At 60.1% G+C, this 17596-nt stretch carries 11 protein-coding genes; 6 read left to right on the top strand and 5 right to left on the bottom strand.

The window, feature by feature from the left end:
• Positions 1-62: 62 nt before the first annotated feature.
• The 3 genes from FGQ61_RS04425 to metK form a co-directional block, all read right to left on the bottom strand.
• Positions 63-1796, bottom strand: coding sequence for a L,D-transpeptidase (locus tag FGQ61_RS04425; protein WP_171021508.1), 1734 nt, complete (start codon positions 1794-1796; stop codon positions 63-65).
• Between the two features lie 149 nt (positions 1797-1945).
• The gene (gene sdaAA, locus FGQ61_RS04420; RefSeq protein WP_138374701.1) at positions 1946-3553 is read right to left on the bottom strand and encodes an L-serine ammonia-lyase, iron-sulfur-dependent, subunit alpha; all 1608 of its coding nucleotides are present in this window, start codon (positions 3551-3553) and stop codon (positions 1946-1948) included.
• A 344-nt stretch (positions 3554-3897) separates the two neighbouring features.
• Complete coding sequence (metK, locus tag FGQ61_RS04415; RefSeq protein WP_138374700.1) at positions 3898-5178, bottom strand: methionine adenosyltransferase; 1281 nt, start codon at positions 5176-5178, stop codon at positions 3898-3900.
• A gap of 322 nt (positions 5179-5500) precedes the next feature.
• Here metK and gltX point away from each other — a divergent pair, with 322 nt between their 5' ends.
• The 6 genes from gltX to FGQ61_RS04385 all read left to right on the top strand — a co-directional run bounded on the left by gltX (position 5501) and on the right by FGQ61_RS04385 (position 13845).
• Positions 5501-6976: a glutamate--tRNA ligase gene (gene gltX, locus FGQ61_RS04410; RefSeq protein ID WP_138374699.1), complete on the top strand. Its 1476-nt coding sequence runs from the start codon at positions 5501-5503 to the stop codon at positions 6974-6976.
• An 89-nt stretch (positions 6977-7065) separates the two neighbouring features.
• Positions 7066-9519: a replication restart helicase PriA gene (gene priA / locus FGQ61_RS04405; protein ID WP_229025847.1), complete on the top strand. Its 2454-nt coding sequence runs from the start codon at positions 7066-7068 to the stop codon at positions 9517-9519.
• Between the two features lie 18 nt (positions 9520-9537).
• Complete coding sequence (def, locus tag FGQ61_RS04400; RefSeq protein ID WP_138374697.1) at positions 9538-10074, top strand: peptide deformylase; 537 nt, start codon at positions 9538-9540, stop codon at positions 10072-10074.
• A 327-nt stretch (positions 10075-10401) separates the two neighbouring features.
• The gene (fmt, locus tag FGQ61_RS04395; protein WP_138374696.1) at positions 10402-11322 is read left to right on the top strand and encodes a methionyl-tRNA formyltransferase; all 921 of its coding nucleotides are present in this window, start codon (positions 10402-10404) and stop codon (positions 11320-11322) included.
• Positions 11319-12719, top strand: coding sequence for an RsmB/NOP family class I SAM-dependent RNA methyltransferase (locus FGQ61_RS04390; protein ID WP_138374695.1), 1401 nt, complete (start codon positions 11319-11321; stop codon positions 12717-12719). Before fmt ends, FGQ61_RS04390 begins: the two co-directional genes overlap by 4 nt.
• 190 nt (positions 12720-12909) lie before the next feature.
• Positions 12910-13845 (top strand): hypothetical protein, encoded by a 936-nt coding sequence (locus FGQ61_RS04385; RefSeq protein ID WP_138374694.1) that lies wholly within the window; start codon positions 12910-12912, stop codon positions 13843-13845.
• A gap of 86 nt (positions 13846-13931) precedes the next feature.
• Here the strand turns inward: FGQ61_RS04385 and FGQ61_RS04380 are convergent, their stop codons facing one another.
• A complete protein-coding gene (locus FGQ61_RS04380) occupies positions 13932-14168 on the bottom strand; it encodes an FmdB family zinc ribbon protein (RefSeq protein ID WP_138374693.1) in 237 nt (78 codons plus the stop codon).
• An 88-nt stretch (positions 14169-14256) separates the two neighbouring features.
• Positions 14257-17553 (bottom strand): 4-alpha-glucanotransferase, encoded by a 3297-nt coding sequence (locus FGQ61_RS04375; protein ID WP_138374692.1) that lies wholly within the window; start codon positions 17551-17553, stop codon positions 14257-14259.
• Positions 17554-17596: the final 43 nt, after the last annotated feature.

Genomic DNA, 17596 nt, shown 5'->3' with positions numbered 1-17596 from the left:
TTTCTTTCGGAACTGTTAGATTGGTCGCAGCAGTTCCACGTTGTAGGAATGCGCGCGTTGCACTACGAGTGGACAACCACGCACAGGCCGACTTTGATGCAGTCGTGAAGTGCCTTGGCGTCGGCCAGGCGCAGGTTGATGCAGCCGTGGCTGCCGCACCACTTGTACGACTCGGCGTTATCGAAGCTCTTGTCGTTTTGCCAGGTGGCATCGTGGAAGCCGATCATGTTGCCCTCAAACGGCATCCAGTAGCTCACCGGGCTCTCGTATTTGGGCTTACCGGTTTCGGGGTCCTTGGCTCCAATCAGGGTGCTGCCGCCGTCGTTGCTGTTGATCTGCCACACGCCCTCGGGGGTTGCGTCTTCGCCCGGTTTGCCGGAAATAAAGTTGGCCTCCCAAACGATATTACCGTTCTCGTCATAGTAGCGCGCGTGCTGCTCGGACAGGTCGACGTCGATATACGCCTTCCAGTCGGGCTCTCCCTTTGCGGTAAAGGTGTCGGCCTTCTGGGAGTACTTGATCTCGATTTCGCCGGTCTGTTTGTTGTTAATGGCGTCCTCGACCTGCTTGGCGAGCGAGCTGCTGTCGATGGACCAACCAAAGTCACCGCCTTCGACGGCGCACTGCTTGCCATCGGCGCACGTCCACCAGCGAGTGGAGCCCACGGTATTAAAGCCGTTGGCGAGCTCGGCTGCCCAGCTGCTGATCTGCGTCGTATCGAGTGTGGGGTTGGCGGGATCGGCAAAGCTGATCCACTGCAATACGGAGCTGCCATCAACCTTGCCGGCATCCTCGCCGTTGAGCTTGAGGGTCACGTTGACGCCTAGGAAGTTGTTGGCGGCATCGCATGCGGCCTGAATCTGATCATCGGTCAGCGTTCCATTGAGCGGCTCATAGGCATCGTTGCCGAGCTTGGAAAGATCTACGGTCTCGGCCAGCGAGGCAAGTTCGAGCTCGGCATACTTAATGACGTGCTCGCGGTTGAGTTTTTCGTTGGAGCGCGCCTTCTCGACGGTAAACTTGCCCGCTTGCTCGTCATAGGAGCTATTGGCCTCGAACGTGCCCGAACGCCCCTCGTTAAACTCGTCGATGGCGGCGCCCAGATCCTTCTCAAATTTCTTATGGTCAAAGGTGCCGGAGATCATGGACAGGTCGACGTCTTGATCAAGATCGACTTCGTTGGAGGTAGCGGTTGTTTTGGTCTTGCCGCTTAAGGATTCCACAAGGCGGACCGGCCATATAAAGGCCTCGTTGTGGCCGATAATCTCTTTTGCGGCAGCTTCGCCGTCGACGATGGGCTCATCGGAGTCGGGCTGATAGGTCCAGCTAAAGTCATCGCCTGTCACGGTGAGCTTATAGTGCTTCCATGCCGAGTTGACCTTGGTTGCGGCAGACGAAGCGTTGGAGAACGAGACGTCGACGCCGGCGATGGTGGTGTTGGGGTAGGCTACCTGCGAAAACGCTACGACGCCCACGATATAGACAATGACGATAAGACCCAAGACGACAAAGAGCGTCGTCTTTTTGCCCGACTTATTGTTCTCGGCGGGTTTGCGCGCGGGGCCGCGATCGCCTCGAGCGTGCGTGGGGGGTTGCTTGGGCGCATTGCCGTTTGCCTGGCGCTGCTGACGTTGTTGACGCTGCTGTCGCTGTTGGTTCGGGCGTTGGGAAGCGTTTGCCGCACCACGCTGCTGACCGTGGCTCGGCGCGATAGGACGCGGCGACTGAACGCCGCCGGTGTGCCTGCTCGGCTGCTGCGGATCGGGAATCAGTTGAGTTCGATCGTTTTGCGACATCGTATGCATATCCTTCGATTTTCGCCTTGCGGTTCATCGTGTTTTTACTGGGCTTGCATTATAGCGATTGCCCTGCTGTTTGTGGTACGGAAACGGTGGCATTCAAAAGAGGTGGGACATTTGTCCCACCTTTGAGTCGTTCTTTGCCGCTATCCGCACACACCGCATTTTGCACAGGCCGAAAGTGCGGCCGGAGCCTGCGCGATGCCGCCCTTTGCCGTCTCGCGCAGCGTGGCCGGCAACGCGTGGCCCACTGAGAGCATGACATGTGCCATCTGGTCAAACGGCACCAGGCTCTTAATGCCTGCGAGGGCGAGTTGTGCCGAGCTAAAGGCCGCTGCCACGCCGATGGCGTTGCGGTTTTGGCAGGGCACCTCCACGAGGCCACCGACGGGGTCACAAACGAGGCCCAGCAGGTTACTCAGCGCGATGGAACTGGCGTCAAGCGCCTGCTCGGGCGTGCCGCCGAGCATCTGCACCAGCGCGGCGGCTGCCATGGCGGCGGCGCTTCCGACCTCGGCTTGGCAGCCGCCCTCGGCGCCGGCAACGCAGGCGCTTGTGGTGAGGTTGAGGCCGATGGCGGCTGCGCAGTAGAGCGCGTCCATGACTTGCTCGTCGTCGAGCTGAAGGTGATCGGCGAGCGCCAGCACGCAGCCGGGCACGACACCCGCGGATCCTGCCGTCGGAGCTGCGACGATCACGCCCATGGTGGCGGAGCGCTCGAGCACGGCCATGGCGCGGGCCACGGCTTCGGTCTGGACGGGGCCCATCAGGCTTTCACTCAAATCGTTGCAGCGGGTTGCTTCGACGAGCTTGGCCTCGCCGCCGATAAGCCCGCCGAGCGAGCGCTGCGGATTGGCGATGGGGGCCGTTGTCTCCTCGCGTATGACGTCGAGCACGCGGCGCATGGCGGCGACGGCGTGGGCCTCGCCGGTCAGACGTGCCTCGCGAACGGCCATGACGGCACCGATGCTGAGTCCCAGTTCCTCGCACGCATCGAGCAGCTGCTCGCCGTCGTCGAAGATCTCCTTTGCCGAGACGCCGGGGGAGAGCGACGAGGCAGAACCGGGGAGCTCGATAAAGGTCGCGTAATCGACATTGTCGAGCTTGCGCAGCATGGGGACGACGGTGTCGTCGGGCGCGCCGTCGGTCTCAAAGACGGAGTAGGCCTGGCCGCCCACTTCGGTGCGGTAGGTGCGGCAGAAGGCGATGTTTACGTGGGCGTAGGCGAGTAGGTTGGTGAGCGCGGCGAGTACACCGGGGACGTCCTTGTGCGCCACGAAGAGCGTGGAATACATGCCCGAGATGTCGACGCCGACGCCGTTAATGCGGCTGATGCGCATCTTGCCACCGCCCAGGCTCTCGCCGCGAACCTGGGCGGTGGCGCCCGTGTCGTCGACCATTTCGATGTCGACGGTGTTGGGGTGGATGGAGGCGTCGTCGCCTTTGATGTCAAAGTGATATTCGAGGCCCTGCTCGCGCGCGAGGTCGAAGGCCTGCTTGATGTTCTCGTCATCGGTGTCGAGGCCCAGGATGCCCGCGACGAGCGCACGATCGGTGCCGTGGCCGCGGTAGGTGTGGGCGAAGGAGTTCCACAGGCCAAAGGTGACCTTGGTGATGCGGCCTTCCAGCAGGCTGGCGGCAACTTGGGCGCAGCGCAGGGCGCCGGCGGTGTGCGATGAGCTGGGGCCGACCATGACGGGGCCCAAGATCTCGAATGCCGAGGTCGTAGCTAGTGTTTGCGGCTTGCCTGCCATGGGTGCTCCTTATCTATCCCGTCGTCCCGAGGGGCGGGGCATACTCTGTCCCGCCGTTCCGAGGGCTTTAGTATTTGGTCGCCTGCTCGGACAGTCCTGCTCGCACGGAGGCCACATTAAGTGGCCTCCGGCTCGTGCGGAACTCGCGATCGACCAAATACTAAAGCCCTCGGAACTTAGGATACATGGTTGGAGTCGCTCTGCTGCAAAATTTATCGGCCTGTGATTTATTCCATGTCCCAGGTAGGCTCATCTTCACCACCTTTAAATAAAAAAGAAGTACCGTTTGGGACCGGTACTTCTTTTGAAAGTGCATATGTTGTTATGACCTTAGCGGTTCCCAATTACAGGCCGCAGGCTGCTTTGAGTTCTTCGACTCGGTCGGTTTTCTCCCAGGTGAAGTCGGCGTCTTCTCGGCCAAAGTGACCGTAGGCTGCCGTCTTTTCGTAGATGGGGCGGCGCAGGTCTAGGTCGCGGATGATTGCGCCCGGGCGCAGGTCGAAGGTCTTCTCTACGGCCTCGACGATCTTGTCCTCGGCAACATGTGCGGTACCGAAGGTGTCGACCATGATTGAGAGGGGCTTGGAAACGCCGATGGCGTAGGCAAGCTCGACTTCGCAGCGGTCGGCCAGACCGGCGGCGACCACGTTCTTGGCGACCCAGCGCGCGGCATACGCGGCGGAGCGGTCGACCTTGGTGCAGTCCTTGCCGCTAAAGGCACCGCCGCCGTGACGGCCATAGCCGCCGTAGGTGTCGACGATGATCTTGCGGCCGGTGAGGCCCGTGTCGCCCATGGGGCCGCCCACGACAAAGCGACCGGTGGGGTTCACATAGATGTCGGCATTATCCCACGGCATGTTCTCGGCGGCCATGACCGGGGTGATGACGTGCTCGATGAGGTCGGCCTTGATCTTACCCATGTCCTCGATCTCGGCGGCGTGCTGCGTGGAGATGACAATGGTCGTGACCTCGACGGGCTTTCCGTCCTCGTAGCGCACGGTGACCTGGGTCTTGCCGTCGGGGCGCAGATAGGCGAGGGTACCGTCGTGACGCACCGTGGCCAGGCGCTCGGCCAGGCGGCTTGCCAGGTAGTGTGGCATGGGCATGAGGGTCTTGGTCTCGTTGGAGGCATAACCGAACATCATGCCCTGGTCGCCGGCACCGATCAGGTCGATCGGGTCGGTGGTAGCGCCGGTCTGGGTCTCGAAGGACTCGTCGACGCCCTGGGCGATATCGGGCGACTGCTCGTGGATGAGGCTCATAACGCCGCAGGTATCGCAGTCAAAACCGAACTTGGCACGGTTGTAGCCAATGCGGCGGATAACGCCGCGAGCGATTTCCTGCACGTCGACGTAGGCCTGGGTGCGAATCTCGCCGGCGACGATGACGGTGCCGGTGGTCACGAGGGTCTCGCAGGCGCAGCGGACGTTCTCCACGTTGGCAGGCACGCCGTTGGGCGCAATATAGCCCTGCTCCTGGAGCTCTATTTCTTTGGCGAGGATTGCGTCGAGTACGGCGTCGCTGATCTGGTCGGCGATCTTATCGGGATGGCCTTCGGTCACCGACTCCGACGTAAACACAAACGATCCGTGTTGGGGCGGGATGGAACGAAGCTCTTCTGACATGATTGTCCTTTCGAATAACGTGTCCCGGCGACCGTTACCATTCCGCCGGGCTCTGTATGCAAGGGCACATCATAGCGCGTAAATCCAACATTCACACCCTTTCCGCACCGAGCCATTGGTTAGCTAATTTGGGACGGGGCTTTTTTAGCTACCCAATCCGGAGTCTTCGGAGCCTAAGACCAATCTCGATATAGGGTAGCTAAAAAAGCCCCGTCCCAAAATTAGCTACCCAATGACTGGGTCGGTGCCCTTTGTGCGGAGGTTGCTTTGATGCTTTATACTGGTGCAGTTAGACATCCATCCTGCAATCGAGGAGATATCCATGGCATCAGACGTTCGCGTCCGCTTTGCACCCTCACCGACGGGCAAGCTGCACATCGGCGGCGCCCGCACCGCTATCTATAACTGGGCTTTCGCCCGCTCAAACGGCGGCACGTTCATCCTGCGCATCGACGACACCGACCCCACCCGCTCCACCGACGAGAACACGCAGATCATTCTGCGCGCCATGCGTTGGCTGGGCCTGGACTGGGACGAGGGTCCCGAGGTGGGCGGCGACTATGGCCCCTACGCCCAGACCGAGCGCCTGGACCTGTATAAGCAGGCCGCCCAGAAGCTTTGGGACGAGGGCAAGGCCTATCCCTGCTTCTGCACCAAGGAGCAGCTCGACGCCGACCGTAAGGCCGCGCAAGAGCGCAAGGACCCCTTCCAGGGCTATCAGCGTCGTTGCCGCGATCTTGATCCCGAGGAGGCCCGTCGCCGCATCGAGGCCGGCGAGTCCTACGTCTTGCGCATCAAGGTGCCCGAGGACCGCGGTGACGTCGTCATCCACGACGCCGTCCACGGCGAGGTGACCTTCGATGCCAAGGAGCTCGACGACTTTGTCATCTTCCGCTCCGACGGCACGCCCACGTACAACTTCGCGACCGTCGTCGACGACGCCATGATGAAGATCACCCACGTCATCCGCGGCGACGATCACCTGTCCAACACCCCGCGCCAGGTCATGGTCTACGAGGCCCTCGGCGCGCCCGTGCCCACGTTCGCCCACATCTCCATGATTCTGGGTGCCGACGGCAAAAAGCTCTCCAAGCGCCACGGCGCCACCTCGGTGGAGGAGTATCGCGACGCCGGTTACCTGTCCGATGCCTTCGTCAACTACCTGGCGCTGCTCGGCTGGTCGCTCGACGGCGAGACCACGATTATCCCGCGCGACGTCCTGGCCAGCAAGTTCTCGCTCGACCGCATTTCCAAGAACCCGGCGACCTTCGACCCTAAGAAGCTCGACTGGGTCAATGCCGAGTACATCAACGGCATGTCTGACGCCCAGTTTGCCGACGAGATCATGGTCCCCGAGCTGCACGAGGCGGGTCTCATCGAGGGTAACGTCGAGTACGGCGAGGACTGGATCGACGCGCTTGCCGCCATCGTTAAGCCGCGCACCAAGATGCCGGCCGACGCCGTGACCGTTGCCGCTCCCATCTTTGCCACGGCCGAGACGCTCGAGTATGACGAGAAGTCTGTCAACAAGGGCCTGGCCAAGGAGGGCATGGGTGCCATTCTGGATGCCGCCAAGGCCGCGCTTGAGGGTGTTACCGAGTGGACGGCCGAGGCCATCGATGCCGCGCTTGAGCCGCTGCCCGAGCAGATGGACCTCAAGAAGCGCGTGGTGTTCCAGGCCGTGCGCGTCGCCGTCTGCGGCAACATGGTGAGCCCTCCGCTGGGCGAGACCATGGCGCTCGTCGGCCGCGACGACTGCCTGGCGCGCATCGACCGCGCCCGCACGATGGCGCTGTAATCGCTGCGCAAACGTATGTATCCGAGCCCCGCTCACCGCGAGTGGGGCTCTTGTTTCTGTAGACGTATGGGATAGGAGGTGCTGGCGCCATGGCCGAGCAACTGTCGCTGTTTGGTTCGCCCGAACCGGAGCAAGCTCCCATGAAGCATGCCCGCACGGCCGAGCAGGCCAAACCTGAGCCTGCGCCAGAGCCCATTGCCGCCTACGCGAGCGTGGTCCTGGACATTCCCACCCGTGCGCTGTCCGAGCCTTTTGCCTACGGCATTCCGCAGTCCCTTGCCAATGAGGCCCAGATCGGCTCCACCGTCCTAGTTCATTTTGGAAACCGTGCGGCCGCTGGCTATATCGTCGACATTGCGTCTGGGCTGGGCGAGCTGCAAGGAGACACCGTCCTTGATCCAGTGCGCATCAAGCCCGTCGAGGCCATCCTCAGCAAACCGCTCTTTGGCGCCGAGGCCGCCCGCATTGCGCGTTGGATGAGCCGCGAGTATGTCGCGACGCTTTCCGAATGCCTGCGTCTGTTTTTGCCTCCGGGCGGCAGCCCGCGTGTCGTGAAGGGCGATGACGGGGCGTGGACGGTTGAGCGCCCAGCCGTCAAGCCTATTCAAAACCGCTGGGTCATGCTCACGCCTGAGGGTTTCGACTATACGCCGCCCAAGACCGCCGTTCGTCAGCGTCAGCTCATCGAGGCGCTCCAGTGCGGCCCGGTCACGACGCGCGACCTCAACCTTCTCTATAACAGCATGTCGGCGACCATCAAGGCGCTCGAAAAACGCGGCGTCGTCGTGGTGAAGGAGCGTCGTGCGTGGCGTGGCTGCAGCGAGCAGACCACGCTGTCCTCGGCAAGCGGCAAGGCGCCGGTCTCCCTTACCAACGGCCAGAAGCAGGCACTCGCGCAGATTGAGCGCGCCCGTCTGGACGCTCATGGCGACGTGGTGCTGGTCGACGGCGTCACCGGCTCCGGCAAAACCGAGGTGTACCTCTCCGCCATCGAGCGCGTGCTGGCGGCCGGCCGTTCGGCTTGCGTGCTGGTGCCCGAGATCTCGCTGACGGCCCAGACCGTCGGCCGCTTCCGTTCGCGCTTTGGCGAGACGGTCGCCGTGTTCCATTCGCGCCTTTCGGCCGGCGAGCGCCTGGACCAGTGGGATATGGTCGCCAGCGGTGCGGCCCGCGTGGTCGTCGGCGCCCGCTCGGCGCTCTTTTGCCCGCTCAGCGACCTTGGTCTCATCATCATCGACGAGGAGCACGAGACTAGCTATAAGCAGGGCTCCAGTCCGCGCTACCACGTGCGCGAGGTGGCAGCCGAGATGGCGCGGCGCTACCGCTGCCCGCTCGTGTTGGGCTCCGCCACGCCATCTGCCGAGTCCCTCGACCGCTGCCGCCGTGGCACGTATAACGGTGTCACCTGGACGCGCGTCGAGATGCCCGAGCGCCCGGGACACGCCGTGTTGCCCACGGTTCGCATTGCCGATCTGCGTCGCGAGTTCTCGCACGGTAGCCGCTCCATGTTCTCAAAACCGCTTACAGAAGGCCTTGAGCGTGTGGTCGAGCGCCGCGAGAAGGCCGTGCTGCTGCATAACCGCCGTGGCTTTGCGCCGTTCCTGATGTGCCGCGAGTGCGGCTGCGTCCCCACCTGCAACCACTGCTCCACCGCGCTTACGTATCACGAGCGCACACACACGCTGCAGTGTCACACATGCGGTTCGTCTTGGCGCGTGCAGCCCTATCCGGCGGCCACGAGCCGTTGCCCCAAATGTGGCAGTCGCTACCTGGCAAAAATGGGCCTGGGCACTCAGCAGATCGAGGACGCACTGCACCAGATGCTGCCCGACGACGTCGCCATCATTCGCATGGATGCCGATTCCACGCGCGGCAAGGACGCGCACAAAAAGCTGCTCGAGCAGTTCGATGCCGCCGATTGCGCGGTGCTGCTGGGCACCCAGATGATTGCAAAGGGCCTTGACTTTCCCGAGGTCACGCTGGTGGGCGTGGTCAATGCCGACTTTGCGCTAAAGCTGCCCGATTTTAGAGCGGGGGAGCGCGCCTACGATCTGCTGGAGCAGGTTGCAGGCCGTGCCGGCCGCGGCGATCGCCCCGGCGAGGTTATCATCCAGACCTACCTGCCCGAGGATCCGGTCATTCGCGCCGTCGCTGAGCACGATCGTTCGATCTTTACCGACTACGACCTGGATCAGCGCCGCGACGCGCTGTACCCGCCGTTTGTTCGCCTGGTCAACATCTTGGTGTGGTCGGCGAACCGAGACGACGCGCAGAACTACATCGGACGTATCGCAAAGCTTCTTAAGCGCCGCTGGCATGCCGCCGCGCCCGACTTTTTGCGGGCGGGGAGTACCGTGCCGCAGGTGCTGGGCCCGGCTTCGTGTGTAATCGAGAGAGCCAAGGACCGTTACCGCTTCCATCTGCTTGTGAAGTCGCCCGTGGGGTACCATGTCTCTGATGATATCGACGCCTGCCTCAAAGAGGTGGGCTCCGTGCGCGGCGTGAGCGTGAGCGTTGACGTCGACGCCTATGATTTGATGTAACAACCCGAAAGGATGGCCATGGAAGCCAACGGAATCGTACTGTCGCCTGACCCTCGTCTGCGCCAGGAGTGCGCCGTCATCGAGGAGATCACCCCGGCGATCGAGGCACTTGCCGAGAAGATGAAGAAGATGATGTTCGAGAACGGCGGCTGCGGCCTGGCTGCCCCGCAGATCGGCGAGCTCATTCAGCTGGTCACCATCGACTGCGACTACAGCGACAAGAGCGACTACGATCCGTACGTGCTCATTAATCCCGTGATCGTGGAGCAGAGCGACCATCTGGTGCCGTTTAGCGAGGGCTGCCTTTCCATTCCTGGTATTAGCTGCGAGATCGAGCGTCCCGACCATGTCGTCGTCGAGGCGTACGACCTGGATGCCAACCTGATTCGCTACGAGGCCTCGGGCGACCTGTTCTGCGTGTGCCTGCAGCACGAGATCGATCATCTGCACGGCAATACCATGTTTGAGCGACTCAAGCCCATGCAGAGGATCAAGGCCGTCAAGGAGTACCAGGACGCCCTGGCCCGCGGCGCTCGACCGGGCGAGACTGAATAGGTTAATTGTCCGTCCCTGGGATGGGCCCACACATATCATCCCGTGCTCAAACATTCTCGCTTTGCTGCGAAACTGCGCGCGGGACGATATGTGTGGGCCCATCCCAGGGACTACGTTGACGCTGCTTGTCTCGCCCGGGTGCCGTCGGGCCAGGGAGGGGCGTCTTCGCTGATAGGTGCTTTATTGGGAGGGCTGCTTTTATGCGGCTCTTTCTTTGTTTTTGGGTATATTTGTTCTTGTTGAATTGTTATTGCGGATGGGCTTGGTAATTGGCTTTCCGCTGTTATTTGTAGCCGTCTCGGCTTTGGTTGAGGGGAGACGTCCTTTATGCGTATTGTGTTTATGGGTACGCCTGATTTTGCTGTGCCTTCGCTGACTTCGCTTGTTGAGGCTGGGAATGAGATTGCGCTTGCCATTACTCGTCCTGATGCTGTTCGTGGGCGTGGTAAGAAGCTTGAGCCGTCTCCTGTTAAGGCCAAGGCGCTCGAGCTTGGCCTGCCGGTTGTTGAGGCTAATCGTATGACGCCTGAGGTAGTTGATACTCTCCAGGCTGCGCGGGCTGATATTTTCTGTGTGGCCGCGTACGGTTGCATTTTGCCTGATGAAGTGCTGCATATGGCGCCGCTTGGTATTGTGAATGTTCATGCGTCCTTGTTGCCTCGTTGGCGTGGGGCTGCTCCCATTCAGCGTGCCATTCTTGCTGGTGATGAGGTTGCTGGCGTTTCCATTATGCGCATTGGGCATGGCGTGGATACTGGTGCTTATTGTGCTCAGGCTTCCACGTCGGTTGCCGGCAAGCATGCCGAGGCACTGACGATGGAGCTTGGCGAGCTGGGCGGTAAGCTGCTGGCCGATACGCTGCCCTCGCTTGCCGATGATACAGCGGTGTGGACCGAGCAGGATGAGTCGCTCGTCACGCATGCTGCCAAGATTTCCAAGCAGGAGATGCGTCTGGATCCGCAGATGGCGGCGCTCGATTGCGTGCGTCACGTGTTGGCTTCGTCCGACACTGCACCCGCTCGCTGCGTGATTGCCGGTAAGTCGGTTCGCGTGCTCGATGCTGCGCTGGCGGATGTGTCGCTTGGCGAGGGCGCTGTTGCCGTTAAGAGCAAGCGTGTCTACCTGGGACTTTCCGATGGTGCGGTCGAGCTGCTTGAGGTTAAGCCCGATGGCAAGCGCGCTATGGCTGCTTCTGCCTGGGCTGCCGGCCTGCAGGGCGCCGATCTGACGTGGGGTGCTTTGTCATGAGCAAGCTTTCCCCCGCGCGTAAGCTCGCGCTCGATGTGCTGATGGAGGCCGACCGTCGCGGTATATACGCACGCGACGTGTTGTCTTCCCGTGCTTCCGCCAAGGCCATTGACCAGCGCGATTCCGCTTTTGCCGCGCGTTTGGCGCTCGGTGTTGCCGCCACGCAGGGAATTTTGGATGAGCTGCTCGATCAGTTTCTCGATAAGCCCAAAAAGGTCGCGCCGCGCGTTCGCATGGCGCTTCGAATCTCGGCCTTCGAGATGCTCTACCTGCATACCCCAGGTCGCGTTGCCGTGAGTCAGGGTGTTGAGCTGGTTCGTAGCGGCGCTAAGTCGGCCGCCGGTCTGGCGAACGCCGTGCTGTATAAGGTCGCGGACAACGTTGAGGACTTTGCCGCCGCCGCGGGTGCCGATGAGTCCGAGCGCCGTTTGGTTCGCCTGTCTCGTCTGATGGGTATGCCGCGCTGGCTGTGTGCTCGCATTATGGCCTCGTTTGATACGCCCGAGGGCGCGCTCAACTTTGCCGGAAATCTGGCGCCCGCGCCGCTCGCTTTGCACGAGAATGCCTTTGCAACTAAGCCTGATCCGTACCTATCGCAGCTTGTGGCGCCGGTATTCCCGGGCTGCCATGCGCCGGTCGATGCGCAGGCCACCGTTGCGTCGGGTGTGTTTGAACGCGCGGCGGCCGTGGCCTCGGACCTTAACGCCCAGCTTATCGCTACTGCCGCGACACGTCCCGGTCGCTGCCTGGAGATTGGCGCCGGTCGCGGCACCAAGACCTATGTGATGATGTGCCAGGCCAAGCGTGCCGGCTACGAGCGTCAGCATACCGCGCTCGATTTGCACGATCGCAAGTGCGATCAGAATCTCGCGCGCCTGCACAAGGCGGGTATCTCGGGTGTTCGTACGGTGTCGGGCGATGCCTGCGAGCTCAATGAGGTGCTCACGACCTTTGATGCCATGCTCGGCGAGCCTGCCCTGTTCGACACGGTGTTTATCGATGCGCCGTGCTCTGGCACCGGCACTATGCGCCGTCATCCTGAGATTCCGTGGCGTCTGACCGAGAACGACGTTACGACTGAGCTGCCCCGCCTGCAGCTGACGATGCTCAAGGAAGCAGCCGCGCGCGTGGCTGCCGGCGGCGAGCTTATCTATGCCACCTGCTCGGTCTTCGACGAGGAGAACACGCAGGTCGTGGACGCTTTCCTTGCTTCTCCCGAGGGTGCCGGCTTTACCGTGGCACCCCTCTCCGAAGCCCAGATTCTGCAGTTACCCGAGTTCGAACAAGCCAAGAAGCTCGTCTCCGTACGCCAAAACGACCGTGGACTTTTCCAAAGCGTCCCCGTAAACGCCGACTCCTACGACGGTCACTTCTGCGCTCGTCTGGTCCACAAGTAACTACTAAGTTGCGGTGAAATAGGGATTGAATAGCGGCTTCTGCCCGCCAAACAGTCCTTATTTCACCGCAACTCATAAGGAAGATTTTTCTGGAACTGGGATTAATAAATCGGGTATGAAAGTAAGCGGTTGGGTTTGGTAAGTTTCTGGATGCATGAACCGCTCGCAGATTTAATATTGAGGGGTTAAAATGAACGAACTTAATAGTGACAAGATTGACAATCCTGAAGATAATACTCAGGAAAATGAAGAGGTTGAGAATTCTTCGATTAAAAAGCGGGTAATTATTGGTGCCGGTATTGTTGCTTTGCTCATTGCTGGTTGTGTCGGTGGTTATGCTGGTTACAATTACAAACAAGCATGTAGTGAACATAATCAGCAGGTTGAAGTTTTGTATTCAAAGGCTAGCGATAGTGTTGCTGCCTTTAAGGTTGATCCTGGGCTACTAACTTTTGAGCAACGTCTTGATACCATTAAAAATGCTCAAAATAATAAAGAGATTTTGAATAAAGAAATCTCTAATGACAGTTTTAAGTATGCGGATGGCACTTCCCCTGATTGGACGAAGTTGCTCAATAAATACGATTCCATTATTAAAGGCTGCCGTAAGGCTCAAAATAATGAGTGGAATACTTCTGTAACTGACCATGTTAATTTTGATGTAAATTCTACTGAAGATACTGACTCTCTCCAACAGCATATTAATAGCCTCAATGGTCTTCTTAATGATATTTCTAATAAAGATAATCAGAAGCTTATTTTTGAAGATGCCAAAAAGGATTCTAATCTGTTCATTGATCAAATCAATGAACAGATTAGTCGTTATCAAACTCGTATTGATGATGTAAATAAGGCAAAAGCAGAGGCTGAGGCGAAGACTCAAGAGGAAGTGGCGCAGACTCAGCAGCAGGCTTCTCAGCAAAATAATTATTCCAACAATTCTTATAGCGGTAATAATTATTCTGGTGGAAGCGGCTATTCGGGAGGCTCCTCTAACGGCGGCGGTAAAGTAGTCATTAAAACTCTGGATGTTTATGACGAAAATGGCAATTATGTGGGGTCTACTCATTGGTATAGCGATGGTACCTGTGACGATCCCTATTCTGCTGGTATGGGCGGATTTTAAAATATACTAATTTTTAAAAATAATTATCGACCCATAGCGCAAAGAAGCGGCCCCGCGATCGGAGTTGATCGCGGGGCCGCTTGTCACTAGTGGTTATGCGGGCAGTTGGCGCAACAGCCACTGGTGGCGCTGGTGCTGGAGCCACCACTGCGCTGGTCGGTGTTGTAGAAACCGCTGCCGTCGAACTTAATGCCGCTGGCCGAGAACGTCTTGGATGCCGGGGCACCGCAGCTGGGGCATACGACCTCGGGCGTCTCGGTCATGGGATGCTCAACCTCAAACACGTTGCCGCAGCTCGTGCACTTGTAATCGTAGCGCGCCATAATACTTCCTTTTCAGCACAAAGCGGGCAGATCACTCTGCCCGCAAAAATTCAAACAGCTGTAACTGTACCCTATATCCGGGGTTTTATCACGCTTCGCCCCAGAATCTATGGGTGCTGCGCAGGAGCTCCGCAGTTTTCTCCTCAGCCGCAGCAATGTCGGCCTCCTGCGCCTGCCAGGTCCAGTTGCCCGTGGCCACGCCCGGCACGTTCATACGTGCATCGTCGCCCAGCCCCAGCACGTCCTGCAGCGGCATCATCACGAGCGGAGCATCGCTTGCCAGGGCATCGCCCATGAGCTCGCTTGCCAATGCAATGCCGCTCGGGTCGTCGCCGCCCGCAAAGGAATGCGTGCACCATCCGGCAAGCGTTGAGGTGTCGTGCGTCGAGGTGTACAGGATCTTGCCAGGCGTGGGATGAATTCCGCAGCGAACGTCGTAGTTGCTAAACTCCAGCACGTCCATGCCGGGGAAACCGCAGGTCGAAGCCATGGCGCGAACGCCAGGCGTCAGATAGCCTAGATCCTCGGCGATAAAGTTGAGCGGACCCAGCTCGTCGTAGGCGGTCTGGAACAGGTCTTTGCCTGGTCCCGCAAGCCAGCGGCCGTCGGCACAGGCCTCGCCGGCGGGGATGCTAAAGTAGCTGTGGAAACCCAGGAAGTGGTCCAGGCGCACACGGTCGTAGAGCGCGAACGCACGACGCAGGCGATCCATCCACCAGCGATAGCCGTTCTTCTTCATGTGATCCCAGCGGAAGGTGGGGTTTCCCCACACCTGGCCCTCGGGCGCAAAGTTGTCGGGCGGCGCGCCCGAAATTTCAATCGCCTTGCCGGTGTCGGATAGCCAGAAGTTTTCGGGCTCGCTCCACGCGTCGGCCGAATCGTCCGAGACATACATCGGGATATCGCCGATGACCTCGATGCCCTTCTTGTGTGCATAGTTCATAAGCTCGCACCAGGCAAGGTCAAAGCGATACTGCATGTACGCCTGCAGCTCGGCCTCGTCGTGGAAGCGCTTGTCATCGATCAGATGCTCGTTGTAGCGCGCGACATTCGCCGGCCAATCGTGGCGCGACAGCCCCTCAAAGTACTTCTTTACCGCCATGTAGACGCAGTACTTCTCGAGCCAATCGGCATTGCGATGTTTAAACGCCGTGTACAGCGGGTCGGCATCCTCGCCGCCGCGGGCCTTCCAGGTGACGAAGTCGGCAGCCAGCTCCTCGTGGCTCTCGGGCAGCAGGTCGATATTGCCTGCAAAGGCCGAAGGGCCGGCATAAGGGGAGCGGAAAAAGTCCGTAGGATTGACGGGCAGGACCTGCCAGTAGCGCATGCCCATGGCGGCTAGGTGATCGATAAAGCGACGCGTGGGCGCACCGATTGTGCCAGGCTTGCCGTCATCGGTCGGCACCGAGGTGATGTGGCACACGACGCCCGCGCCGTGATCGAGCGGCTCCTGCAGGCGCTTCTCGGCATGGTGATAGATGATCGAAGAGCCCAGCGGGTACAGGTCGAGCGTAACCGTGCCGTTGTGGATCTCGCACTCGTGGCCGCTAATCACGTCGCTCGCACATTCGCCGAGCGCTGGGATCGTCACGCAGTGCGAATTGCGCAGGCTGCGGTTGATGATAACCGTCGCGGCCTCGCCGTCTTTGCCCGTGCGGGTGTAGGCCAAGACGTCGTCGTTGAGCGCAAAGGCCTTGATTTCGCCATCGACCATAAAAGGCAGCGCGCGACGCACGGCAGACGCGTTCTTAACGATAGCCAGCGTATCGAAGTCGTGCAGGTCTTCCTTCAAAGGCAGGGTGCGGCGGTTGCCCGGATCGGTGAGGCCCTCCAGGCCGTACTCATCGCCATAATAGATCGAAGGCACGCCCGGGAAGGTCATCTGCATGAGCGTCGCCAACCAAAAGCGGCTCTTGGCCAAGCCCATGGAATTCTCGTCCAGGCGCCACTTGCTGCGCTCGCTCTCGGGTAGCTGCGACTCGTCGGGGCCGCCGCCGAGCACCGAGATAATGCGCGGGCGGTCGTGGCTCGAAAGCAGATTGAGTGCGCAGGCCAGTGCCTCGCGCGGGTAGTTCTCGCGCAGGGTTTCGATATCCTCGGCTGCCTGGTAGGCGTTCTTGTAGCCCATCAAAAAGCCGATGACCATGTCGCGGAAGGGGTAATCCATAGCAGAGTCCAGCTCGGAGCCCTGCAGGTAGCGGCGCAGATGGCCGTAGCTGATCTTGTTGGAGGCATCCTCCCAGACCTCGCCGAGCAGCAGCGCATCGGGTTTCTCGGCGAGCACGGCCTTTTTAATCTCGGCCAGGAAGTCGTCGGAAAGCTCGTCGGCCACGTCCAGACGCCAGCCATGGGCGCCGGCGCGCAGCCATTTGCGGATCACGCCGTCCTTGCCCAGGAGCCGCTCGCGTACCAGCTCGGAGCTCTCATTGATGGCGGGCATGTTGCCCACGCCCCACCAGCAGTCATACGAACCGTCCTCATGGAAGTAAAACGCATCGCGCCACGGCGAGTCCTCGCTCTGCCATGCACCGACGCCGGGGTAGTTGCCGTAGCGGTTAAAGTAGATCGAGTCGTCGCCCGTATGGTTGAAGACGCCGTCCAGGATAATGGAAATGCCGAGCTTCTCAGCCGCCTCGCACAGCTCCGTAAAGTCCTGCTCGGTGCCCAGAATCGGGTCAATCTTGGTGTAGTCGGCCGTATCGTAGCGGTGGTTGCTCGCGGCCTCAAAGATGGGGTTGAGGTAGATGGCCGTAAAGCCTAGCTCGGCAATGCGAGGTAGGTCATTTTGGATACCCTTGAGCGAACCGCCGTAAAAGTCCCAGGTCTTGATGGAGCCATCTTCGGCACGCTCGTACACGGGCGGCTCGTTCCAGTCCTCGACCATGCGGCGCTGGATTCCGTTGCGTGGTTTTTCGACCTCGGCCAGCGTGCGCTCGCGCCAGTTTTCGTCGCGGGCATAGCGGTCGGGGAAGATCTGGTAGACCATACCGCGCTCGTACCAGGTGGGACGGTTTTCGCGCTGCTTATAGACGGTAATCTGGAAAGATGGAACCTCGGCGTAGTCGTAGGTTACGCCCTCGCCACCGGTGCGACCCTGCGGTGCACCCAAACGGACCTCGGGCTGGCCCTCGATATTGCAGATAAAGCTGTACCAGATAAGACAGGGCTCGGTGCACTCAAGCTCTGCAGTAAATATGCCGTCGCCCTCGTGCGCCATGGGATACAGAGACTCACCGATTTCATCGACCCAGGTACGCAGGGTAAGGGTTGCCTGGTTGGGGTCGGCATCCTCCAAAATCACCGATAGCGAAACGGAAGTTCCAGTGGTCACAGCGCCAAACGGAGTACGAAACTGCGGTAGACGGCTGTTGTGAATCAATCTCATAATACGGTCCAGTTCAATAGAATCACGGCCTGAGGGCCATGGG

The organism is Collinsella aerofaciens, assembly GCF_005844325.1.
Taxonomy (GTDB): Bacteria; Actinomycetota; Coriobacteriia; order Coriobacteriales; family Coriobacteriaceae; genus Collinsella; species Collinsella aerofaciens_G.
The sequence above is the reverse complement of the archived record's forward strand: the minus strand, read 5'-3'. Positions and strand labels throughout refer to the sequence as shown.

Excerpts from the sequence above, each read along its gene's own strand:
- FGQ61_RS04425 (WP_171021508.1), bottom strand. The coding sequence starts at position 1,796 with ATGTCGCAAAACGATCGAACTCAACTGATTCCCGATCCGCAGCAGCCG.
- sdaAA (WP_138374701.1), bottom strand. The coding sequence starts at position 3,553 with ATGGCAGGCAAGCCGCAAACACTAGCTACGACCTCGGCATTCGAGATC.
- metK (WP_138374700.1), bottom strand. The coding sequence starts at position 5,178 with ATGTCAGAAGAGCTTCGTTCCATCCCGCCCCAACACGGATCGTTTGTG.
- gltX (WP_138374699.1), top strand. The coding sequence starts at position 5,501 with ATGGCATCAGACGTTCGCGTCCGCTTTGCACCCTCACCGACGGGCAAG.
- priA (WP_229025847.1), top strand. The coding sequence starts at position 7,066 with ATGGCCGAGCAACTGTCGCTGTTTGGTTCGCCCGAACCGGAGCAAGCT.
- def (WP_138374697.1), top strand. The coding sequence starts at position 9,538 with ATGGAAGCCAACGGAATCGTACTGTCGCCTGACCCTCGTCTGCGCCAG.
- fmt (WP_138374696.1), top strand. The coding sequence starts at position 10,402 with ATGCGTATTGTGTTTATGGGTACGCCTGATTTTGCTGTGCCTTCGCTG.
- FGQ61_RS04390 (WP_138374695.1), top strand. The coding sequence starts at position 11,319 with ATGAGCAAGCTTTCCCCCGCGCGTAAGCTCGCGCTCGATGTGCTGATG.
- FGQ61_RS04385 (WP_138374694.1), top strand. The coding sequence starts at position 12,910 with ATGAACGAACTTAATAGTGACAAGATTGACAATCCTGAAGATAATACT.
- FGQ61_RS04380 (WP_138374693.1), bottom strand. The coding sequence starts at position 14,168 with ATGGCGCGCTACGATTACAAGTGCACGAGCTGCGGCAACGTGTTTGAG.
- FGQ61_RS04375 (WP_138374692.1), bottom strand. The coding sequence starts at position 17,553 with ATGAGATTGATTCACAACAGCCGTCTACCGCAGTTTCGTACTCCGTTT.